Raw genomic sequence first — 22,743 nt, 5'->3', positions numbered from 1 at the left:
GACAAGATATCCTCCCCGGCACGGGGAGGGGGACCATGCGAAGCATGGTGGAGGGGCACCCTCGGTTTACGCTTCGATCCAGAAAAGGCGCGCCATGACGCACCTGCCCCTCCACCACCTTCGGTGGTCCCCCTCCCCGTGCCGGGGAGGATCGGCTACGTCCGCTTTCCACCCCAAAGCAGGCGTCGCCTTCAAATGGGCCTTTCCTACATTATCCGGCTGTGCCAGCTTTCATCTGGCTCTTTCACTTGGTGGACAATAGCGGTCGCGGCGAAGCGGGAACCGGATGCGTTCAGCACAGCGCGAAGCCCTAATCGAAGGCTGCAATAGGCTGAACTTTCCTGAACTTTGGAATTGCGACGTCGCCTTCGTACAGACCGGCTCCGCGCCACGACGACGCACGAAGGCAGGGCATCTCCCCACCTCAAGGCGGATATTCGCAGGGGCTTCGCAATCCAGCTAGCCTCCATTGTCTCGACGCGTGTCCGCGTCATCGTTTCCCGGTCTTTCCAGCGTCCGCAAAACCGACTATCGGGCGCCGATGGAAACTGGTTCTTCGCGCGTCATTGCGCCATCGCTGCTGCTGTTCGCGATCCTCTATGGCGGCATGGTTCCGCTCGGCGGCTTCCTGGGCGCGAAGCAGGTCGCGCTGGGGCCGCTCGCGGTCGAGGCCGGGATTTTCCCCTTTCTGACGCTGATCGCCATCTCGAGCGGCATCGCCGAGCTGCACGGGCGCGTCGTCGCGGACCGGATGGTGCGGCTGGGCTTCATCCCGCTCGTCCTCGCGATCATCCTCGCGCTGTTCGTCCTCCAGCTTCCGACCGATGCCGGCATGTACGAGCCCGCGAAAGAGGCCTTTCCAATCATCGTCGGGCAAAGCTGGCGGATGATGGCGGCCGGGATCATCGCCTATGGCGTTTCGGTCAGCCTCAATGTCTGGATCTTCGCGCGGATGACCGCGAACAATGGCCGGTTGCTGCCGCTCCGCGGTTTCATCGCCGCCGCCTTGAGCCAGATCGTCGACACGCTGATCTTCATCACGATCAGCTTTTACGGCGTCCGTCCGATCGGCGACCTGATGCTCGGCCAGATGATCGCCAAGGTCGTGCTGTCGGCGGTGATGGTGCCGCTGCTCGTGATGGCGGTCGTCGCCATCGGCCGCAAACTCGACGCGAACAACGCTGGATGACGCCCGTGACCGACCCTTCGAAAATGCCCGACCTCCTCGCCAAGGCCGAAACGCTCGTCGAGGCGCTGCCCTATCTTCAGCGCTATGCCGGCGAGACCTTCGTCATCAAATATGGCGGTCATGCGATGGGCGACCCCGAGGCGCAGCGCGACTTCGCCGAGGATGTCGTGCTGCTGAAAGCGGTGGGGATCAACCCGGTGGTCGTTCATGGCGGCGGCCCGCAGATCGGCCGGATGCTCAAGCAACTCGGGATCGAATCGACCTTCGTCGGCGGACTCCGCGTCACCGATGCCGCGACCGCCGAGGTCGCCGAGATGGTGCTCGCGGGCAAGATCAACAAGGAGATCGTCGGCTGGATCGCCGGACTCGGCGGCCGCGCGGTCGGCATTTCGGGCAAGGACGCCAATCTGGTGCTCGCCGAAAAGGTCACGCGCAGCGAACCCGACCCCAATTCGGGGATCGAGCGCCACGTCGATCTGGGCTTCGTCGGCGAGCCGGTCGCGGTCGACCCGACGATCCTCACCAATCTGGCGAACGACAATTTCATTCCGGTCGTCGCGCCGGTCGCGCTCGGCGCCGACGGGGCGACCTACAATATCAACGCCGACACGATGGCGGGCGCGATCGCCGGCGCGCTCGGCGCAAAGCGCTTCTTCCTGCTGACCGACGTCGCGGGGGTGCTCGACAAGGCGGGGACACTGCTCACCGACCTCGACCGCACGGCGATCGACGCGCTCAAGGCCGACGAGACGATCACCGGCGGCATGATTCCCAAGGTCGAAACCTGCGTCGCGGCGGTCGACGCCGGGGTCGAGGCGGCGGTCATCCTCGACGGGCGCATCCCGCACGCGATGCTGCTCGAAATTTTCACCGCACGGGGTGCGGGCACGCTGATTCATCGCTAAGACTGGCGCCTCGACCTTCTGGCCGGAGACCTCCCTTGTATTTTATGCTTCTCGATATCCTGATGATCCTGCTCAATATCCTGTGGTGGATCATCATTGTGCAGGCGGTGATGTCTTGGCTGATCGCCTTCAACGTGATTAACACCCATAATGATTTTGTCGGCCAGCTCTGGTATGTACTCGACCGGATCACGGAGCCGCTCTATCGCCCGTTCCGGCGGATCATGCCCGATTTCGGCGGGCTCGACCTGACGCCGATGGTCGTTCTGATTCTGCTGATCATCATGCAGCAGGCGGTCATGCCCTATCTTTATCGTCTCGGCATGCAGGCCGGAATCGCGTGACATGAGGGCGGGGAACATGGGCATGGGAGCCGAAATCATCGACGGCAAGGCGTTTGCGGCGGGGCTGCGCGCGCGGATTGCCGAGGCGGTCCCGGCATTCGAGGCCGCGACGGGCCGGGTTCCCGGTCTCGCCGTCGTCCTCGTCGGCGACGATGCGGCGAGCCAGGTCTATGTCGGTGCCAAGGGCAAGGCGACCGTCGCGGCGGGGATGAAGAGCTTCGAATATCGCCTGCCCGCCGACGCGGCACAGGACGAACTGCTGGCGCTGGTCGCCCGGCTCAACGCCGACCCCGCGGTCGACGGCATCCTCGTCCAGCTTCCACTCCCCAAGGGTTTCGACGAAAAGCGCGTGATCGCGGCGATCGACCCCGACAAGGATGTCGACGGCATCACCCCGACCAACGCCGGGCGGCTCGTGCTCGGCGCCGACGCGCTCGTGTCGTGCACGCCGCTCGGCTGCCTGATGATGCTGCGCGATTTGCTCGGCGACCTGAGCGGGCTCGACGCCGTGATCGTCGGCCGCTCGATCCTGTTCGGCAAGCCGATGGCGCAGCTGCTGCTCCAGGCCAATTGCACGGTGACGATGGCGCACAGCCGGACGCGCGACCTGCCCGCGGTGCTGCGGCGCGCCGACATCGTCATCGCGGCGATCGGCCAGCCCGAATATATCCGCGGCGACTGGCTGAAGCCCGGCGCGGTCGTCCTCGACGGCGGAATCAACCGCCTGCCGCCGGCGCCCGGCGAAGCCAAGGGGCGGATCGTCGGCGACGTCGCTTTCGACGAAGCCTTGCCACACGTCCGCGCGATCACGCCCGTTCCCGGCGGCGTCGGCGCGACGACGATCGCCTGCCTGCTGCGCAACACGCTCGTCGCCGCGCATCGCCGCGCGGGGCTGCCCGATCCGATGGGGTTCTGATGCGCAGGCTGATCATGGCCGCGACGGCGCTTGCCATGATCGCAAGCGGGGCTGTCGCAGCCCGCGAACGCAACCGCCCGCTTTCGGCAAATCCCAGCGGTTTCATTGCCGCGGAATTAGCCTTTGCACGGCTGGCGCAGGAAAAGGGGCAATGGACCGCCTTTCGCGAGACGGCGGCGCCCGATGCGGTGATGTTCGTGCCCCAGCGGGTAAAGGCGCACGACTGGCTGAAGTCGCAGAGGGACCCAGCCGAGGCGGTAAAGTGGCAACCGCACGCGGTTTATGTGAGCTGCGATGGCAATGTCGGGGTCACCACCGGCGCTTGGCAAAACGGGCCGGCGAACGGTTATTTCACCACCGTGTGGCTCCGCGATCCCAAGAAGGGCAAGATGACGTGGGTGCTCGACCATGGCGATAGCCTGGCGACCCCGCTCGCCGCGCCCGACTTCATCGCATCGAAGCAGGCGAAATGCGGATCGCGTCCGGCGGTGCCGATCGCGGCCGGCGCTGAAGGCGACGACGTGGCAGTCGGCCTCTCCCCCGACCAGACGCTGAGCTGGACCTCGACCGTCCATCCCGACCAGTCGCGGCGCGTCACCGTTCGCCTGTGGGACGGCAAGGAGATGACGACGGTGATCGACAATCAGGTCGCGGCCCCGAAACAGCCGTGATCGACCTCTTCATCTCGGCCTTCGTGACGTTGTTCGTCGTCATCGACCCGCCGGGCTGCGCACCGATCTATGCCAGCCTGACGACCGGCGCGAGCGTCCAGCAGCGGCGGTCGATGGCGATCCGCGCGACGCTGATCGCCGGGGGCATATTGATCTTCTTCGCGATGTTCGGCGAAGCCTTGCTGTCCTTCCTCCACATCGACCTCGACAGCTTCCGCATCGCGGGCGGGATCATGCTGTTCATCATCGCGATCGACATGGTGTTCGAGAAGCGCACCGAGCGGCGCGAGCAGCGCGCCGAAAAGATCATGGCGACCCCCGAGGTCGAGGATGTCTCGGTCTTTCCGATGGCGATGCCGATGCTCGCGGGACCGGGGTCGATCGCCTCGGTGATGCTGCTCGTCGCCAAGAACAACGGGCTCGACCGCGCGCTGGTGATTTTCGGCGCGCTGCTGCTCGTGCTCGCGCTGACGCTCGCGGCGCTGCTCGCGGCGGGGCCGCTGATGCGACTGATCGGCAACAAGGCCGAAGCGGTGATCACCCGCCTGCTCGGCGTTCTCCTCGCGGCGCTGGCGGCGCAGTTCGTGATCGACGGGCTGAAGGCGAGCTTTCCGAGCCTGGGCTGATTTTGCTTTCCGCGAAGCGGAAAGCTGCGGCACCGGCCCGCTCCCCCACCCGGCCTCCCAACAGCGTATTCTGAAATGGGGGGCCGGGTGGGGGAGCGGGCCGGTGCCGTTCCCGGCGTTAGCCGGGAAAATGACTTACCGCGCGTTGTTGACGTCGTTCTGGGTCACCGGAGCGATGCGGATTTCGACGCGTCGGTTGCACTGATAATCGGCTTCGCTGCGTTCGGGCGCGCATTTGAGCTGCGATTCGCCATAGCCCATCGTCGCCATGCGCGCGCGGTTGACGCCGCGGCTGGAGAGATAGTCGGCGACCGACGAGGCGCGGCGCTCCGACAGGCCCTGGTTGTAGCTGTCGCTGCCCTGCGAATCGGTGTGACCATAGACGTCGATAAAGGTGCTCGGATATTCGGACAGGGTCGAGGCGACGCTGTCGAGCGCGCTGCGGAACTGCGATTTCACCACAGCGCTGTTGAGGTCGAAGGTCACGTCGCCGGGCATATTGAGCACGAGTTGGTCGCCCTGGCGCTCGACATCGATGCCGGTGCCCGCGGTACGTTCGCGCAGCTTCTTTTCCTGCTGATCCATATAATAGCCGGCACCCGCGCCAGCGACCGCGCCGATCCCGGCGCCGAGAATCTTTTCGGTGCGGTCGTGACGGCCGCCGACGAGATCGCCGAGCAGATAGCCGCCGAGCGCGCCGCCGATGCCGCCGATCGCGGCCTTCGAGATCGTCTGTTTCCCCGTTTCGGGGTCGGTCACGCAGCCGGTCAGCGCGAGCGCGCCGATGCTGGCGAGGGCGGTGAGCTTGATCGTCTTGCTGTTCATGTCTTTGGCTCCCTTTATAGTGGCGGCCGCTTGCTGGCCCTGCGCGCCGCCGTCCGTGTCGATAACATATGCCGCGCCAAACGGTTCCAGAATCCGGCTGAACCCCGGCTGAGCGGAGTCGCGAAGCGGGGTCATTGTGCTTTGCCGCCGCTATCGCCTATAGGGCGGACATGACCCAAGCCGACAGGGGCCGGGCGCCCGTGCACCGCACGGCCGCCCCCCGATGACCGCCCGATGAGCCCTTTCCCCTGGTCCGACGTCGCGATCATCGCGGTGCTGATCCTCCTCAACGGCCTGTTCGCCCTGTCCGAGCTCGCAATCGTCTCGGCGCGCGGGCCGCGTTTGCAGGCGGCCGAGAAGCGCGGCAGCCGCGGCGCGAAGATCGCGCGGCAGCTCGCCGCCGATCCGGGGCGCTTCCTGTCGACGGTGCAGGTCGGCATCACGCTGATCGGCATCCTCGCGGGCGCCTATTCGGGCGCGAGCCTGGGCCAGCCGGTCGCCGACCGGCTGGCGGCGTGGTTCGGGCTCGACGCCGATCATGCCCAAGCGGCAGGCTTTGCGGTCGTCATCGGCGTCACCACCTATTTCTCGCTGATCGTGGGCGAGCTGGTGCCCAAGCAGTTCGCGCTGCGCGCGCCCGAACCGATCGCGATCGCGATGGCGACGCCGATGGTCTGGCTGTCGCGGGTTGCGGCGCCGCTCGTCTGGCTACTCGACAATAGTTCGGCGCTGGTCTTTCGCCTGCTCGGCCTCAACCGCGAGTCCGAGGACCGGGTGACCGCCGAGGAACTGCACCTGATCGTCGCGGAGGCCTCGAAATCGGGGGTGATCGAGGAAAGCGAGCGCGCGATCATCTCGGGCGTCGTGCGCCTCGCCGACCGGCCGGTGCGCGAGGTGATGACGCCGCGCATCGACGTCGATTGGATCGACATCGCGTCGGACGACGACGCGGTGCGCGCCAAGTTGCTCGAAAGCCCGCACACACGGCTGCCGGTCGCGCGCGGCTCGGTCGACGACATTGCCGGAATCGTCCAGGCGCGCGACATCGCCGGGGCATTGTTCCGCGGCGAAACGCTCGACCTCGAAAAGCTGATCCGCCCGGCGAAGGTGATCCACGACCAGATCGACGCGATGGACGCGCTCGAGGGCCTGCGCGCCGCCGAGGTGCCGATGCTGCTCGTCCACGACGAATATGGGCATTTCGAGGGGCTGGTGACGCCCGCCGACCTGCTGTCGGCGATCGCGGGCGAATTCGCGTCGGACCAGGACATCGGCAGCGAACCCTTCGTCACCGAGCGCGACGACGGCACCCTGCTGATCGCGGGGTCGATGCCCGCCGACCAGATGGCCGAGCGCCTTGGCATCGAGCTGGGTGACGACCGCGACTATGCGACCGCGGCGGGCCACGCGCTGGCGATCCTCAAGCATCTGCCCGCCGAGGGCGAGAGCTTCACCGATCGCGGCTGGAAGTTCGAGATCGTCGATATGGACGGGCGCAAGATCGACAAGCTGCTGGTCAGCGAAATCCGCAAACCGAAGGGTGAAGAGGACGAATGAGGCGGGGGCCTTTCGTTCCTAAGACCACATAAGCCCTGCATCGACGCCTTCAAAATATCATTTGTGGCTTCAATCGACGCGCAGGCGAGAGCCGAGCGATGCAGGCTATTCCCAAACCTCCGTCCTTCCCGCTAAGGTGGGGGGACGAAGAAGGGGCGATGGGGATTGTTGTCAAAGGAGAATGTCATGCTCCGTTTTGCCGCCGCCTTGACCTTGAGTCTGTCCCTTGCCGCCTGCGCGACGATCATGCCGTCGGAGGAACCCGTCGCAATCACCGGCAGCATCGCCTATCGCGAGCGTATCGCGCTGCCGCCGACCGCGCAGGTCGAGATCCGGCTCGACGACGTCAGCCTGGCCGACGCACCGTCGCGCGTGATCGCGCAGCAGAGCTTCACCGCCGACGGGCGGCAGGTGCCCTTCGCCTTCCGCCTGACGGTCGACCAGCGCCGCCTCGACCCGCGGCACAGCTATGCCGTCTCGGCGCGGATCAGCGATGCGTCGGGGCGACTGATGTTCATCACCGACACGCGCAACTCCGTTACGTTCGACGATCGGCCGACGATCGACATGGGCATGTTGACCCTCGTCAAGACGCACTGATCTTTCGCGGCATAGCTATGCGCCGCTTGACGCAGCGTCTGCTGCGGTGCAGCAACCTCGGCCCATGGGCCCACCGATCCAGATCAGCCAGAATCCCGACATCCGCTATCTCGGGCGCATCCTCGGCGACGTCATCCGCGCCTATGGCGGCGAGAAACTGTTCCGGCAGACCGAATATATCCGCTCATCGAGCGTCGACCGGCATCGTGGCATCGCGGGGGCGGAAGCGATCGATCCGGGGCTCGACGCGCTGAGCCTCGACGACACGATAGCCTTCGTGCGCGGCTTCATGCTCTTTTCGATGCTCGCCAACCTTGCAGAGGACAGACAAGGCGTCGCCGCCGAGCCCGAGGCGACGGTCGCCGCGGCGCTGGGCAAGCTGAAAGGCGACGGGATCGGCCGCGACGCGGTCGCGGCGCTGCTGAACGCCGCGCTCGTCGCGCCGGTGCTGACCGCGCACCCGACCGAGGTCCGGCGCAAATCGGTGCTCGACCACAAGAATCGCATCGCCGAGTTGATGCGGCTGCGCGACGCGGGGCATGAAGAGACCCCTGAAGGCGACGCGATCGAGGATGCGATCCGCCGTCAGATCGTGCTGCTGTGGCAGACGCGGCCGCTGCGCACCGAGAAATTGTTCGTCGCCGACGAGATCGACAATGCGCTGACCTATTTGCGCGATGTCTTCCTGCCCGTGGTGCCGCGGCTCTATGCGCGCTGGGAAAAGGAGCTGGGGACGCGCCCGGCGAGCTTCCTGCGCGTCGGCAGCTGGATCGGCGGCGACCGCGACGGCAACCCCTTCGTCACCGCCGAGACGCTGCACATGGCGACGAGCCGCAATGCCGCCGCAGTGCTCGGTCATTATGCCGACGCGGTCCATGCGCTCGGCGCCGAACTGTCGGTTTCGTCGGCGCTGGCGCCGGTTCCGGCCGCGGTCGAGGCGCTGGCCGAGGCGAGCGGCGACACTGCGCCGAGCCGCAGCGACGAGCCCTACCGCCGCGCCTTGTCGGGCATCTACGCGCGCGTCTGCTCGACTTACGCCGCCATCGTCGGCAAGACGCCGCCGCGCCCGTCGGCGCTGGCGGGCGAGCCCTATCGCACCCCCGCCGATTTTCGCCGCGACCTCGTCACCATCGCCGACGGCCTGTCGGCGAGCGGTGAGGGACAGCTTGCGGGGATCGGCGCGCTCGGGCGGCTGATCCGCGCGGTCGAGGTGTTCGGCTTCCACCTCGCGACGCTCGACATGCGGCAGAACAGCGCGGTGCACGAGCGCGTGCTCGCCGAACTGCTCAAGGTTTCGGGGGTCGAAGCCGACTATCTCGCGCTCGACGAGGAAGCGCGCGTCGCGCTGCTGCGCCGCGAGCTCGGCGTCAACCGCCCGCTCGCAGCGCCGTGGCACCAGTGGAGCGACGAGAGTGCGGGCGAACTCGCGATCGTCCACGCCGCCGCCGCGATCCGCGCCAGGCTGGGGCCCGACGCGATCGTGCAATGGATCATCAGCAAGGCCGAAAGCCTGTCCGACCTGCTCGAAGTCCACGTCCTCGCGCGCGAGGCCGGACTGTGGTCAGCCGAGGGCGACGACACGCTGATGGTCGTGCCTTTGTTCGAAACGATCGCCGACCTCGATGACGCGCCCGCGATCATGGCGCGCTATTTCGCGCTGCCCGAAATCGCGCCGCAAGTCGCCGCGCGCGGGCATCAGGAAGTGATGATCGGCTATTCGGATTCGAACAAGGACGGCGGCTACCTCACCTCGACCTGGGGGCTGCACCAGGCGTCGGACGCGCTGACCCCGGTGTTCGACGCCGCGGGCAGCGCGATGCAGCTTTTCCACGGCCGCGGCGGCGCGGTCGGGCGCGGCGGCGGCAGCGCCTTCGCGGCGATCCGCGCCCAGCCCGCGGGAACGGTGCAGGGCCGCATCCGCATCACCGAACAGGGCGAAGTGATCGCGGCCAAATATGGCACCGCCGACAGCGCGGCGACCAATCTGGAGGCGATGGTGTCGGCGAGCCTGCTCGCCAGCCTGGAACCCGAGGGGTTGAACGCCGCGAACTGCGGGCGCTTCACCGCGGCGATGGACGCGCTGTCGGGCACGGCATTCGGGGCGTATCGCGGCCTTGTCTACGACACACCGGCGTTCAAGGATTTCTTCCGCGCGATGACCCCGATCGCCGAGATCGCGGGGCTCAAGATCGGATCGCGCCCGTCGAGCCGCACCAAATCGACCGCGATCGAGGATCTGCGCGCGATTCCCTGGGTGTTCAGCTGGGCGCAGGCGCGCACGATGCTGCCCGGCTGGTACGGGACGGGCGAGGCCTTCGCTGCGTTCGGCGATCAGGCGCTGCTCGCCGACATGGCGCAAAGCTGGCCCTTCTTCGCCGCGCTGCTCGACAATATGGAGATGGTGCTCGCGAAATCGGACATGGGAATCGCGGCGCGCTATGCCGAACTGGCCGCCCATGTCGACGGGCACGACGCGATCTTCGCGCGCGTCCGCGACGGCTGGAACCGCGCGCATGACGGGCTGCTCCGGGTCACCGGCCAGTCGCGGCTGCTCGAGAAGAATCCCGCCCTCGAAGCGTCGATCCGGCTGCGGCTGCCCTATATCGAGCCGCTCAACCTGCTGCAGATCGAACTGATGAAGCGCCACCGCGCGGGCGAAACCGACCCGCGCATCGCCGAGGGCATTCAGCTCACGATCAACGCGATCGCGACGGCACTCAGGAACAGCGGGTAGACCCAAACACCGTCATTGCGAGCGGAGCGAAGCAATCTCCAGCTATCGGCTCTGCGCAAGGCCGATAGCTGGAGATTGCTTCGTCGCTATGCTCCTCGCAATGACAATGGTCGTCGCGTCACCCCTTGGTGATCAGCACCTTGCCCTTGGCGTTCGCACCATCGGGGGTGAAGTCGATCGTGAAATCGTCGCCGTCCTTCGATCGACCTGCGAGCCTGTCGCCGGTGCGGGTGACCTTGACGCCCTTCCTGGCGAATTCGCCCGCCATCCAGTCGGCCGCCTTCGTCGGAGCCGCGGGCGCAGTAAAGCCGAGTTCGACCTTCGCCTTGTCGCTGTCGTCCCTGACGTTCGCGTCGACGTTGACCGTCGTGACCTTGCTGCCGGGATAGAGCTTCACTCCGTCGATATCGAAATCGCTCTCGATGTCGAGGTTGGCGAAATCGGGGAGCTTCATGTCGATCCCGGCACCCTCGCCGCCGATCTTGATCCGGCCGCCGTCCTTGTCGGCGCTGATGTGGACGCCGCCCTTTTCGTCGCCGGCGTTGATCGAAACCTCGGGCTGGTCTTTCTTCTCGCTCTGTCCGCAGGCGGCGAGAAGCATCATCGGGGGGAGCAGATAGGCGAAACGCATCGGGCATCTCCTTGGTGCATTGTTTGAATAATACACCTTGGAGATTGGCGGGTCAACATCTCATCCATCGTCATGCTGAACTCGATTCAGCATCCATTCGCCCTCACCTGCAAGGCGAGCGCCGAATGGACCCCGGATCAAGTCCGGGGTGACGAAGACAATAAGGGACGGGTCAGGCGTCGATGCTGGTCTTGAGGTCGCCGTGCACCAGCCCGCCGTCGACCGCGATCGTGTCGCCGACGACATAGTCGCCCGCCTTCGACGCGAGGAAGATCGCGGCGCCCGCCATATCCTCGGGGTTGCCGATGCGCTTGACCGGAATGCTTTTCGCCACGGCATCGCCATGGTCGCGCGCGGCCTTGTTCATGTCGGACTGGAAGGCGCCCGGCGCGATCGCGGTGACGAGGATATGGTCGGTTACCAGCCGCGCCGCGAGGCGCTTGGTGAGATAGAGGATCGCCGCCTTCGACGCGTGGTAGCTATAGGTCTCCCACGGGTTGAGGCGCATACCGTCGATCGAGCCGATGTTGATGACCTTTGCCGGACGCTCGGCGGTGCCCGCGGCCTTGAGCAGACCGTGGAGCGCCTGCGTCAGGAAGAAGGGCGATTTGACGTTGATGTCCATCACCTTGTCCCAGCCCGCCTCGGGGAAGCCCTCGAACGGCTCGCCCCATGCGGCGCCCGCGTTGTTGACGAGGATGTCGAGCCGTTCCTCACGCGCTTCGAGTTCCTTGGCGAGCGCGCGGCAACCCTCGACAGTCGAGAGGTCGACGGGAAGCCCGATCACCTTGCCCGGATAGCGCGTTTCGAAGTCGGCGACGGCTTCCTCGATCTGCGCACTCTTGCGCGCCGAGATGTAAACGCGCGCGCAACCCGCGGCGAGATAGCCCTCGACGATCATCTTGCCGATCCCGCGCGAGCCGCCGGTGACGAGCGCGATGCGGTCGTCGAGGCCGAACATGTCATTGAGGTTCATAAGATTATCTCTCTTCCGTTCGTGCTGAGCTTGTCGAAGCACCGTTCTTCCCCGCGACGCCCGAAAGAAAGGGCGGCCCTTCGACAAGCTCAGGGCGAACGGGGTTTGGAAACTCTCAGGCGGACTTAATAACCGTTCATCCGCGCGACCTGATCGATGTGATAATGCACATCGCCCATGAACTCGGCCAGCGCGCGGTCGCGTTTCATATAAAGGCCGATGTCATATTCATCGGTCATGCCGATGCCGCCGTGCATCTGCACGCCTTCGCGCACCGCGAGGTTGGCGGCGCGGCCGGCCTTCGCCTTGGCGACCGACACCATCAGCTTCGCGCCCTCGCTGCCCTCGTCCAAAAGCTGCTGCGCCTTCATCACCGTGGCGCGCGCGACCTCCATCTCGCCATAGAGATGCGCGGCGCGGTGCTGGAGGCCCTGGAACTCGCCGATCAGCTTGCCGAACTGCTTGCGCTCCTTGAGATAGGTGACGGTCCGGTCCATCGCGCCCTGGCCCACGCCGACCATTTCGGCCGCAGCGCCGGTGCGGGTGGCGGCGAGCAAGGCGTCGAGGATGTCGCCGCCGGCATCGACCTCGCCGATCACCGCATCGGCGTCGACCTCGACCCCGTCGAGGGTGACGTGGCTCGCGAGGCTCGAGTCGACGAGGCGGCGCGGATCGGCGGTCAGGCCTTTCGCGTCCTTGGGCACCGCGAACAAAGTGATGCCGCCGTCGGTCTTCGCCGCGACGATGCTCATGTCGGCGACATGACCGTGAAGCACGAAGCTCTTCTTGCCGTCGAGGCGGAAGCCGTTGCCGGCACGCGTCGCGGTCGTGGCGATGCGGTCGGGGCGGTGCTTGGCGCCTTCGTCGATCGCGAGCGCGACGATCGCTTCGCCGCCCGCGATCGCGGGGAGCCAGCGGCCCGCCTGCGTGCCGCCCGCTTTCGCCAGCGCGGCGACCGCGCCGACGCTGGTCGACAGGAAAGGCGACGGGGTCAGGTTGCGGCCGATTTCCTCGAGCACGATGCCCGCCTCCATATGCCCCATGCCGAGCCCGCCGTGCGCCTCGGGAACGAGCATCCCGGGCAGGCCCATTTCGGTGAACTGGGCCCAGAGGTCGCGCGAGAAGCCGGTGGCGTCGGCGCTGTCGCGAAGCTGGCGAAGGTGCGCAACCGGGGCCTGTTCAGCCACGAAAGGTGCGACGCTGTCCTTGAGCATCGCCTGATCGTCGTTGTGATACAAAGGCATGGGTCAGGCTCCGGGCAGGTCGAGGATACGCTTGGCGATGACGTTGAGCATGACTTCGCTCGTGCCGCCTTCGATCGAATTGGCCTTGGTGCGCAGCCAGGTACGCGCGCGGGCGCCGCCCTTGCTCTCCTCGCTGTCCCATTCGAGCGCGTCGCTGCCGCCGCCCGCCATCACCAGTTCATGCCGGCGCTTGTTGAGCTCGGTGCCGACATATTTCATCATGTTCGACGACGCGGGGTGCGCGCGGCCGGTCTTCCACATGTCCATGAAGCGCTCGCCCATCGCGCGATAGGCGAAGACATCGACGTCGAACGCCGCCATCTCGGCACGCAGGATCGGGTCTTCGAGCTCGCCATGGTCGTTCTTGCCGATCGCCTTGGCGAAGGCGCCGCCGATGCTGACCATGTCGCCGCCCGCACCGCCGCCCGAAATCATCTCGCGTTCGTGGCCGAGCAGATATTTGGCGACGTCCCAGCCGCGGTTGATTTCGCCGACGAACTGCGTCTTCGGCACCTCGACATCGTCGAAGAAGGTTTCGCAGAAGGGCGAGTTGCCGCTGATCAGGAGGATCGGCTTGGTCGTGACGCCCTTGCTCTCCATGTCGAAGAGCATGAAGGTGATGCCCTGATATTTATTCGCCTTGTCGGTGCGGACGAGGCAGAAGATCCAGTCGGCCTTGTCGGCATAGCTGGTCCAGATCTTCGAGCCGTTGACGACCCAATGGTCGCCCTTGTCCTCTCCGAAGGTCTGCAAGCTGACGAGGTCGCTGCCCGAGCCGGGTTCCGAATAGCCCTGGCACCAGCGGATTTCGCCGCGCGCGATCTGGGTGAGGTAATGGACCTTCTGCTCCTCGGTACCGAATTTGAGCAGCGCCGGGCCGAGCATCCAGATGCCGAAGCTGTCGAGCGGCGAGCGCGCGTTGATGCGCTTCATTTCCTGCTTGAGGATCTTCGTCTCTTCGGGCGAGAGTCCCGCGCCGCCATAGGCTTTCGGCCAGTCGGGGACAGTATAGCCTTTCGATACGCAGGCCTCGAGCCACTGTTTCTGGGCGTCATTCTTGAACACCCATTTGCGGCCGCCCCAGCAGACGTCGCCTTCGTCGCGGACGGGCTCGCGCATTTCGGGGGGGCAGTTGGCTTCCAGCCACGCGCGCACTTCGGCGCGGAAGGCGTCCAGATCGCTCATCTTCAAGGCTCCTCTTCTGATCCGCAAATTAGGGGGATTCGCCAGCTTTACGCAAGCGTCAACTTGGGCAGGCGAACCTGCCGTTACGGCGCCGTAGCGTCCGATTGCCCGCCGTTGACGGGGGCCGCTTCGCGCCTAAGCTAGGTGGCAAAAGAAAACGGGAGCAGAGATATGCGATTCGCAGGCAAGGTCGCCGTCGTCACCGGCGCGGCATCGGGCATCGGCAAGGCGGCGGTGCTGAAACTCGCGGGCGAAGGCGCGCACGTCTTCGCCGCCGATATCGACGAAGCGGGCGGCAAGGCGCTCGCCGAGCAATCGAACGGCAAGATCGACTTCGTCCGCTGCGACGTCACCGTGCCGAGCGACATCGAGGCGCTGATGAACACCGCCGCCGAAAAGGCGGGCGGGATCGACATCGTCTTCAACAACGCCGCCGCGGGCGGCGACCGCGCCCCGATCGACGAGATCACCCCCGAGGGCTGGGACTGGTCGATGGACCTGATCCTGAAATCGGTCGCGATGGGCATCCGCTATGCGAGCCCGCATATGAAGGGACGAAAAGGCGCCAGCATCGTCAACACCGCGAGCGTCGCGGCGCTCGGCGCAGGCTATTCGCCGACCGCCTATGCGGTCGCGAAGGCGGGGGTTCTCCACCTGACCAAGGTCGCGGCGACCGACCTCGCGCAATATGGCATCCGCGTGAACGCGATCTGCCCGGGCTTCATCAACACCAACATCTTCACCTCGTCGCTCGACGTGCCGGACGCGAGCAAGGACGCGGCGAAGGCAATCATCGCCGACATGAGCGCGCACGCCCAACCGGTCGCGCGCGGCGGCCAGCCCGAGGATATCGCCAACGCCGTCGCCTATCTGGCGAGCGAGGACAGCTCGTTCATGACCGGCACCCATATGCTGGTCGACGGCGGGCTGACGATCGGCCAGCGCCACGCCTGGGACGCCGAGGCGCCGGGGATGTTCGACGCGCTGACCGCGATGGAGGAAGCCGCCAAGGCCGGAACCGCCGCGTGAGTGCCGACACGCCGCCGCAGACGCGGCTGCCGCTGGGCCTCAAGCTCTATCACGGGCTCGGCAGCGTCGCCTATGGCGTCAAGGACAACGGCTTTTCGACCTTCCTGCTGATCTTCTACAGCCAGGTGGTCGGGCTCGACGCGAGCCTCGTGTCGCTCGCGCTGATGTTCGCGCTGCTCGCCGACGCGTTCGTCGATCCGCTGATCGGCTATTTCTCCGACCGCACCTACACGCGCTGGGGGCGGCGCCATCCGTGGCTCTATCTCGCGCCGCTGCCGCTCGGGCTCGCGTGGATGCTGCTGTGGTCGCCGCCGGCCGATCATACGCATATCTTTGCCTATCTGGTCGTGGTCGCGATGCTGGTGCGGACGCTCGTTTCGTGCTGCGAAGTGCCATCGCAATCGCTCGTCGCCGAACTGACGAGCGACTATGACGAGCGCACCGCGCTCGTCCGCTTTCGCTTCCTCTTCGCCTGGGGTGGCGGGCTGCTCGTCTTCTTCCTCGCCAACACCGTCTTTCTGCGCGCCGACGCGACGCACGAGTTCGGCCAGCTCAACCCGTCCGGCTATTGGCTCTATGGCCTGTGCGGCGCGCTGATCATGGGGGTGACGGTGATCGTCTCGGCGCTCGGCCAGCATCGCCGCGTCGCGCATTGGCCGGCAACGAAACCCGAGCCCGCATCGCCGAAACAGGCTTTTGCCGAGATTTTCGAGGCGCTGCGCCATCCCGCCGCGCTGATCCTGCTCGGCGCATCGCTGATCGCGATTTCGAGCACGCAGATGACCTTCACCATCTCGAACTTCCTCTATCTTTATGTCTGGCGCTTTTCCGAAGGCGCCTTCGCGGCGCTGCCTTGGCTGCTGATGGTGAGCGTGATGATCGCCTTCGTGATCGTGCAGCCGCTCCATCACCGCTTCGGCAAGAAGAAGGTCGCAGTGGTGTGCGGGGTGATCAGCACGATCTTCTGGACCGTGCCCTTCGCACTGTTCCTGTCGGGGCATTGGCCGGCGATCGGGTCGGCCTTTTCGAGCAATCTGCTGATGGCCTTCATCCTTATATCGAACGTCAATGCGGTGATGGTGATGATCTCGGGCCAGTCGATGCTGGCCGACGTCGTCGAGGCGTCGCAGGTCGAGACGGGGCGCCGCACCGAGGGAATTTTCGCCGCGGGCTGGATGTTCGTCCAGAAATGCGCGACCGCGGTCGGCATCGGGCTGACCGGCCTGCTGATCAGCCTGTCGGGACTGCCCTCGAAAGCGGTTCCGGGGCAGGTCGCACCCGACGTGATCGACTGGCTCGTGGTCAGCTACAGCCTGATCGTCGTCGTCGCGACGATCGCCTCGACCTGGACCTTCGCGCGCTTTCCGATCAACCGCGCCGACCATGAAGCGCGAGTCGCGGCGCTCGCCGCGTCGGAAGCCGCCGGGCTTCAATGACCGCTACCGCATCAACCGCCCCGCTGCCGACGCGGATCAAGCTCGCGCACGGGCTGGGCAGCGTCACCATGGGCGTGAAGGAGGCCGGGCTCACCACCTTCTTCATGATCTATTACAATCAGGTGCTCGGCTTCGACCCGCGGGTCGTATCGCTGGTGCTGATCGGCGCGATGCTGATCGATGCGCTCGTCGATCCGCTGATCGGCCGCCTGTCCGACGCGACGCGCACCCGGCTCGGGCGGCGGCTGCCGTGGCTCTATGGCGCGGCGCTGCCGATGGCGATCGCCTGGGCGCTGCTCTGGGTGTCGCCCGACGTCGCCCGCCATTCGACCCTCGGCCTGATCCTCAACGTCGTCGCGGTGCGCGTGCTCGTTTCGGCGTGCGAGATTCCGTCGGTGTCGCTCGTCGCCGAGCTGACGCGCGATTATGACGAGCGCACCACGCTGATGCGCTTTCGCTTCCTGTTCGGCTGGCTCGGCGGGCTGGCGGCGACCGCGCTCGCCTATGGCTATTTTCTGAAGTCCGACGACCCGGCGCGCAGCGGCTTGCTCGATCCGTCGGGCTATGCCGCTTTCGGCCTGTTCGGGGCGATGCTGATCCTGGTTTCGACGCTCGGCTCGGCGGCCGGGCAGCAGCGGCGCATCCTGGCGCTGCCGCCGCCGCCCGTGCAGGCGCATGGCTCCTCGATGCTGACCGACATCGCGCTCGCCTTTCGCAATCCCGCCTTCATCGCGCTAGCGAGCGGCGCGCTGTTCGTCGTCACCGGCTATGCGACGACGATCGCCGCGACCAATTACACGATGCTCTATATCTGGCGGCTGAGCGACGACCAGCTCGCGCTCTATCCGATCGGCCTCGCGGTCGCGGTGTTCGGCGCCTTTGCTGCGGTGGGCCTCGCGCATCGCCGCTTCGGCAAGCGCGACACGGCGATCGCCGCGGTGCTGTTCAGCGGCGTGGTCGCCTTCCTGCCCTATGCGGCGCGCAACCTCGGCTGGTGGCCCGAGCTCGGCGGCTGGCCGTCGATGGTGCTGCTCCTCACGCTCCAGACCATTTCGCTGTTCGGGCTGGTCGTCGGCCATATCTCCTGCTCGTCGATGGTCGCCGAGATCGTCGAGGCGCACGAAGTCGAGCATGGCACGCGGATCGAGGGGGTCTTCTTCGCGGGCTATCTGATGACGCAGAAATTCGGCCAGGCGTTCGGCATCTTCACCGTCGGCCAGCTCGTCGCCTATGTCGGGCTCGGCGAGCGCGTGCGACCCGAGGACTGGCCCGCGAGCGCCGCGGCAACGATGGGCTGGATCTTCGCCGGGCTGATGATTTTGATCGCGATCATGGCGGCCGCCGGGCTGCGCCGCTACGCAATCGACCGGGCCGGCCACGAGGCGCGACTCGCCGCGCTTGCCGCAGCCAGGAATGAGGCAAGCAAGCCGTAGCGGAGGATTGCGCGACTCGCCGCGCGGGAGCAACTTTCTACGCGGCGGGACTTGGCAAGGCGTGCGAATCGGTCCAAGGGTTTACGTAAACGTAAAGGGAAAGGAACGCAGATGGATTTCGATCTCACCGACCGGCAGCAGCATTGGCAGGGCCGGGTGCGCGAGTTCATCGAGCGCAAGGTGCGCCCGGCGGTTCCCACCTACAAGGAACAGGACGAGGCGGGCGACCGCTGGAAGGTGATCCAGGTCGTCGAGGATCTAAAGGCCGAGGCGAAAGCGGCGGGCATCTGGAACCTGTTCATGCCCCCGCGCAGCGGCGCGCACCATCATGTCGACGAGACGTTCGAGTTCGAAGGGCCCGGCCTCACCAACCTCGAATATGCGCTCTGCGCCGAGGAGATGGGCCGCGTCGGTTTCGCGAGCGAGGTGTTCAACTGCTCGGCGCCCGACACCGGCAATATGGAGGTCTTCCACCGCTACGGCACCGCGGCGCAGAAGGAAAAATGGCTGAAGCCGCTGATGAACGGCGAGATCCGCTCGGCCTTCCTGATGACCGAGCCGCAGGTCGCCTCGTCCGACGCGACGAATATCGAGACGCGGATCGCGCGCGACGGCGCTGATTATGTCATCAACGGCACCAAATGGTGGTCGTCGGGCGCGGGCGATCCGCGCTGCAAGGTCGCGATCGTGATGGGCAAGACCGACTTCGAGGCGAAGCGCCACGCGCAGCAGTCGATGCTCGCGGTGCCGATGGACACGCCCGGCATCCACATCAAGCGCCACCTGCCCGTCTTCGGCTATGACGACGCGCCGCACGGTCATATGGAGATCGAGCTGAAGGACGTGCGCGTCAACGCCGAGGACGCGATGCTGCTCGGCGAGGGTCGCGGGTTCGAGATCGCGCAAGGCCGCCTCGGGCCGGGCCGCATCCACCATTGCATGCGCACGATCGGCGTCGCCGAGGAAGCGCTGGAAAAGATGTGCAAGCGGCTCCAGTCGCGCACCGCCTTCGGCAAGACGATCGCCGAGCACAGCATCTGGGAACAGCGCATCGCGCGCGCGCGCATCGATATCGAGATGACGCGCCTGCTCTGTCTGAAGGCCGCCGACATGATGGACAAGGTCGGCAACAAGTCGGCGGCGGCCGAGATCGCGATGATCAAGGTGCAGGCACCGAACATGGCGCTGCAGATCATCGACGACGCGATCCAGGCGCACGGCGGCGGCGGCGTGTCCGAAGATTTCGGCCTCGCCAAGGCTTATGCGCACCAGCGCACGCTGCGCCTCGCCGACGGGCCCGACGAGGTCCACGCGCGCGCGATCTCGCGCATCGAGCTGGCAAAGCATTCGCCCGCCAGCGATCCGGGCTTCTCGTCGGGGGACATCGGGGTTTCGCGCTAAGCTCCCCTCCCGCTTGCAGGAGGGGCCGGGGAGGGCCTGTTCCGCTTCCAGTTCGATGCCCTCCCCTAGCCCCTCCCGCAGGCGGGAGGGGGACAAAACGGAGATTATAATGACCAAAGCCGCCGTCCTGATCGAACCGGGCAAACCGCTGCAGATCGAAGAAATCGTCGTCGACAAGCCCGGCCCGCACGAGGTGCGCATCCGCACCGCCGCCTGCGGCCTCTGCCATTCGGACCTGCATTTCATCGACGGCGCCTATCCGCATCCGCTGCCCGCGATCCCCGGCCATGAGGCGGCGGGGATCGTCGAGGCGGTCGGCAGCGAGGTCCGCACGGTGAAGCCGGGCGACGCGGTCGTCACCTGCCTCAGCGCCTTTTGCGGCCATTGCGAATTTTGCGTCAGCGGCCGCATGTCGCTGTGCATGGGCGGCGACACGCGCCGCCCCGTCGGATCGGCGCCGCGCATCACGCGTCCCGACGGATCGCCGGTCAACCAGATGCTCAATCTCTCGGCCTTCTCCGAGGTGATGCTCGTCCACGAACATGCGTGCGTCGCGATCGACCCCGACATGCCGCTCGACCGCGCCGCGGTGATCGGCTGCGCGGTGACGACGGGCGCGGGAACGATCTTCAACGCGTGCAAGGTGACCCCGGGCGAGACGGTCGCGGTCGTCGGCTGCGGCGGCGTCGGGCTCGCGACGATCAACGCCGCGAAGATCGCCGGCGCAGGGCGCATCATCGCCGCCGATCCGGTTCCCGAAAAGCGCGCGCTGGCGCAGAAGCTGGGCGCGACCGACGTCGTCGACGCGCTCGCCGACGATGCCGCGAAGCAGATCGTCGAGCTGACGAAGGGCGGCGTCGATCATGCAATCGAAGCGGTCGGGCGCCCGGCCTCGGCAAGCCTCGCGGTCGCCTCGCTTCGCCGCGGCGGCACCGCGACGATCCTCGGCATGATGCCGCTTTCGGAAAAGGTCGGGCTCGGCGCGATGGACCTGCTTTCGGGCAAGAAGCTCCAGGGCGCGATCATGGGCGGCAACCGCTTCCCCGTCGATATTCCGCGCCTCGTCGATTTCTACCTGCGCGGGCTGCTCGACCTCGACAGCATCGTCGCCGAAACGATTCCGCTCGAAAAGATCAACGAAGGGTTCGACAAGATGAAGAAAGGCGATGCCGCGCGGTCGGTGATCGTGTTCGACCAATGACGACGGGTCTCGACGCACAGAAGGCCTTCAGCGGCACGGTTGCGCCCGAAGGCGCCGACCGCCTCGACGAGGCGAAGCTGACGGCGTGGATGGAAGCGAATGTCGCTGGCTTTCAGGGCCCACTGACGCAGGGCAAGTTCGCCGGCGGCCAGTCGAACCCGACCTACAAGATCAGCGCGCCGTCGGGCAATTATGTCCTCCGCCGCAAACCCTTCGGTCCGCTGCTCCCCTCCGCGCACGCGGTCGACCGTGAGTATAAGGTGCAGGCCGGCCTTCATAAGGTCGGCTTCCCGGTCGCGCGCCAATATGGGCTGTGCACCGACGACAGCGTGGTCGGCAGCTGGTTCTATGTCATGGGGATGGTCGACGGCCAGACGATCTGGGACGGATCGATGCCCGGCTCGACCCCCGAAAACCGCCGTGCCACCTATGACGCGATGATCGATACGCTCGCCGCGCTGCATAATGTCGATGTCGAGGCAGCGGGGCTGGCGGACTTCGGCAAGCCCGGCAATTATTTCGGCCGCCAGGTCGATCGCTGGACGAAGCAGTACAAGCTGTCCGAAACCGAGACGATGGACGAAATGGAGCGGCTGATCGCCTGGCTGCCCGCGACGCTGCCCGAGCAGACGCGCACCAGCGTCGTCCATGGCGACTATCGCATCGACAATATGATCTTCGCGAAGGACCGACCCGAGGTGCTCGCGGTGCTCGACTGGGAACTGTCGACGCTCGGCGACCCGCTCGCCGATTTCACCTATGTCGCGATGGCGTGGGTGACCGAGAATGGCGGTCGATCGGGGGTGATGGACCTCGACCGCGCGGCACTCGGCATTCCCGAACTCGACGAGGTTGTCGAGCGCTATTGCGCGGCGACAGGCCGCGACGGCGTGCCCGACATGAACTGGTATTTCGCTTACAACTTCTTCCGCCTCGCCGGGATCATGCAGGGGATCAAAAAGCGCGTCATCGACGGCACCGCCTCCTCGGCGCACGCCAAGGCGATGTCCGAACGCGTCCTGCCGCTCGCCGAAAAGGCCTGGGACTTTGCGCGAAAGGCCGGCGCATGAGCCTGTTCGACATGACGGGCCAGGTCGCGCTGATCACCGGGTCGTCGCGCGGCATCGGCAAGGCGATCGCCGAGGCGATGGCCGAGCAGGGCGCGAAGGTCGTGATCTCAAGCCGCAAGCAGGACGCGTGCGAAACGGTCGCGGCCGAACTGAACGCGAAATATGGTGACGGAACCGCGATCGCGGTCGCTGCGAACATCTCGTCGAAGGATGATCTGCGGCATCTGGTCGATGCGACGACCGCGGCCTTCGGCCCGGTCACCGCGCTCGTCTGCAACGCCGCGTCGAACCCCTATTACGGCCCGTCGGCGGGGATCAGCGACGAGCAGTTCCACAAAATCCTCGACAATAATATCGTCGCCAATCACTGGCTGATCCACATGTGCGCGCCGGCGATGCTCACGGCGGGCAAGGGGTCGATCACGATCATCAGCTCGATCGGGGGCCTCAAGGGATCGTCGATCCTCGGCGCCTATGCGATCTCCAAGGCCGCCGACATGCAGATGGCGCGTAACCTCGCCGATGAATTCGGGCCGCAGGGCGTGCGCGTGAATTGCATCGCGCCCGGCCTCATCAAGACCGACTTCGCGCGGGCGCTGTGGGAAAATCCCGACACGCTGGAAATATCGACGCGCCGCTCGTCGCTTCGCCGCATCGGCGAACCCGAGGAAATCGCGGGAGCCGCGGTCTTTCTCGCGAGCCGCGCAGGCGGCTTCACCACGGGTCAGACGATCGTCATCGACGGCGGCAATACTTCGAGCGGAGGATGA

General features: G+C 66.2%; 21 protein-coding genes. 16 read left to right on the top strand and 5 right to left on the bottom strand.

The genetic code is table 11. The features are described from left to right. Positions 1-541 precede the first annotated feature (541 nt). The 6 genes from VHO04_RS05140 to VHO04_RS05115 are packed head-to-tail and all read left to right on the top strand — an operon-like array spanning position 542 to position 4,651. The gene (locus tag VHO04_RS05140) at positions 542-1,189 is read left to right on the top strand and encodes a queuosine precursor transporter (protein ID WP_297663943.1); all 648 of its coding nucleotides are present in this window, start codon (positions 542-544) and stop codon (positions 1,187-1,189) included. Further along, positions 1,186-2,094, top strand: coding sequence for an acetylglutamate kinase (gene argB / locus VHO04_RS05135; protein ID WP_329627297.1), 909 nt, complete (start codon positions 1,186-1,188; stop codon positions 2,092-2,094). Before VHO04_RS05140 ends, argB begins: the two co-directional genes overlap by 4 nt. A 44-nt stretch (positions 2,095-2,138) precedes the next feature. Then, positions 2,139-2,438 carry a YggT family protein gene (locus VHO04_RS05130; protein ID WP_329627299.1) on the top strand — a complete coding sequence of 100 codons (300 nt, stop codon included), beginning with the start codon at positions 2,139-2,141 and terminating at the stop codon, positions 2,436-2,438. 22 nt (positions 2,439-2,460) lie between these two features. Beyond that, complete coding sequence (folD, locus tag VHO04_RS05125) at positions 2,461-3,354, top strand: bifunctional methylenetetrahydrofolate dehydrogenase/methenyltetrahydrofolate cyclohydrolase FolD (protein ID WP_329627296.1); 894 nt, start codon at positions 2,461-2,463, stop codon at positions 3,352-3,354. Next, positions 3,354-4,025, top strand: coding sequence for a hypothetical protein (locus tag VHO04_RS05120; protein ID WP_329627295.1), 672 nt, complete (start codon positions 3,354-3,356; stop codon positions 4,023-4,025). The genes folD and VHO04_RS05120 overlap by 1 nt, the downstream gene beginning before the upstream one ends. Beyond that, complete coding sequence (locus VHO04_RS05115) at positions 4,022-4,651, top strand: MarC family protein (protein ID WP_329627294.1); 630 nt, start codon at positions 4,022-4,024, stop codon at positions 4,649-4,651. The genes VHO04_RS05120 and VHO04_RS05115 overlap by 4 nt, the downstream gene beginning before the upstream one ends. 135 nt (positions 4,652-4,786) lie before the next feature. Here VHO04_RS05115 and VHO04_RS05110 read toward each other — a convergent pair whose 3' ends face one another. Then, positions 4,787-5,476, bottom strand: coding sequence for an OmpA family protein (locus VHO04_RS05110; RefSeq protein WP_329627293.1), 690 nt, complete (start codon positions 5,474-5,476; stop codon positions 4,787-4,789). Positions 5,477-5,710: 234 nt separating this feature from the next. Between VHO04_RS05110 and VHO04_RS05105 the strand changes: the two genes are divergently transcribed. The 3 genes from VHO04_RS05105 to ppc all read left to right on the top strand — a co-directional run bounded on the left by VHO04_RS05105 (position 5,711) and on the right by ppc (position 10,367). Beyond that, on the top strand, positions 5,711-7,033 hold the full coding sequence (locus tag VHO04_RS05105) for a hemolysin family protein (RefSeq protein ID WP_329627292.1): 1,323 nt from the start codon (positions 5,711-5,713) through the stop codon (positions 7,031-7,033). A gap of 186 nt (positions 7,034-7,219) precedes the next feature. Then, a complete protein-coding gene (locus VHO04_RS05100; protein WP_329627291.1) occupies positions 7,220-7,633 on the top strand; it encodes a YbaY family lipoprotein in 414 nt (137 codons plus the stop codon). Positions 7,634-7,697: 64 nt separating this feature from the next. Continuing rightward, a complete protein-coding gene (ppc, locus tag VHO04_RS05095; protein WP_329627290.1) occupies positions 7,698-10,367 on the top strand; it encodes a phosphoenolpyruvate carboxylase in 2,670 nt (889 codons plus the stop codon). 118 nt (positions 10,368-10,485) lie between these two features. Here ppc and VHO04_RS05090 read toward each other — a convergent pair whose 3' ends face one another. The 4 genes from VHO04_RS05090 to VHO04_RS05075 form a co-directional block, all read right to left on the bottom strand. Beyond that, positions 10,486-10,998: a hypothetical protein gene (locus tag VHO04_RS05090; protein ID WP_329627289.1), complete on the bottom strand. Its 513-nt coding sequence runs from the start codon at positions 10,996-10,998 to the stop codon at positions 10,486-10,488. A gap of 172 nt (positions 10,999-11,170) precedes the next feature. Then, entirely contained in the window at positions 11,171-11,974 is an 804-nt protein-coding gene (locus VHO04_RS05085; RefSeq protein WP_329627288.1) for an SDR family oxidoreductase, read from the bottom strand. A 125-nt stretch (positions 11,975-12,099) separates the two neighbouring features. Beyond that, entirely contained in the window at positions 12,100-13,218 is a 1,119-nt protein-coding gene (locus VHO04_RS05080) for an acyl-CoA dehydrogenase family protein (RefSeq protein WP_329627287.1), read from the bottom strand. Positions 13,219-13,221: 3 nt separating this feature from the next. Beyond that, a complete protein-coding gene (locus VHO04_RS05075; protein ID WP_329627286.1) occupies positions 13,222-14,403 on the bottom strand; it encodes an acyl-CoA dehydrogenase family protein in 1,182 nt (393 codons plus the stop codon). A gap of 171 nt (positions 14,404-14,574) precedes the next feature. Between VHO04_RS05075 and VHO04_RS05070 the strand changes: the two genes are divergently transcribed. From VHO04_RS05070 to VHO04_RS05040, 7 genes are all read left to right on the top strand, one after another. Further along, a complete protein-coding gene (locus VHO04_RS05070; protein ID WP_329627285.1) occupies positions 14,575-15,432 on the top strand; it encodes an SDR family NAD(P)-dependent oxidoreductase in 858 nt (285 codons plus the stop codon). Beyond that, positions 15,429-16,868: an MFS transporter gene (locus VHO04_RS05065; RefSeq protein WP_257545691.1), complete on the top strand. Its 1,440-nt coding sequence runs from the start codon at positions 15,429-15,431 to the stop codon at positions 16,866-16,868. Before VHO04_RS05070 ends, VHO04_RS05065 begins: the two co-directional genes overlap by 4 nt. Then, the gene (locus VHO04_RS05060; protein WP_329627284.1) at positions 16,865-18,301 is read left to right on the top strand and encodes an MFS transporter; all 1,437 of its coding nucleotides are present in this window, start codon (positions 16,865-16,867) and stop codon (positions 18,299-18,301) included. The genes VHO04_RS05065 and VHO04_RS05060 overlap by 4 nt, the downstream gene beginning before the upstream one ends. 111 nt (positions 18,302-18,412) lie before the next feature. Beyond that, the gene (locus VHO04_RS05055) at positions 18,413-19,702 is read left to right on the top strand and encodes an acyl-CoA dehydrogenase family protein (protein WP_329627283.1); all 1,290 of its coding nucleotides are present in this window, start codon (positions 18,413-18,415) and stop codon (positions 19,700-19,702) included. Positions 19,703-19,811: 109 nt separating this feature from the next. Beyond that, the gene (locus VHO04_RS05050; RefSeq protein WP_297661200.1) at positions 19,812-20,903 is read left to right on the top strand and encodes a Zn-dependent alcohol dehydrogenase; all 1,092 of its coding nucleotides are present in this window, start codon (positions 19,812-19,814) and stop codon (positions 20,901-20,903) included. Then, the gene (locus VHO04_RS05045; RefSeq protein WP_329627282.1) at positions 20,900-21,973 is read left to right on the top strand and encodes a phosphotransferase family protein; all 1,074 of its coding nucleotides are present in this window, start codon (positions 20,900-20,902) and stop codon (positions 21,971-21,973) included. The genes VHO04_RS05050 and VHO04_RS05045 overlap by 4 nt, the downstream gene beginning before the upstream one ends. After that, the gene (locus tag VHO04_RS05040; RefSeq protein ID WP_329627281.1) at positions 21,970-22,743 is read left to right on the top strand and encodes an SDR family oxidoreductase; all 774 of its coding nucleotides are present in this window, start codon (positions 21,970-21,972) and stop codon (positions 22,741-22,743) included. Before VHO04_RS05045 ends, VHO04_RS05040 begins: the two co-directional genes overlap by 4 nt.

This window comes from Sphingopyxis sp. (genome assembly GCF_036261875.1).
Taxonomy (GTDB): Bacteria; Pseudomonadota; Alphaproteobacteria; order Sphingomonadales; family Sphingomonadaceae; genus Sphingopyxis.
The sequence above is the reverse complement of the archived record's forward strand: the minus strand, read 5'-3'. Positions and strand labels throughout refer to the sequence as shown.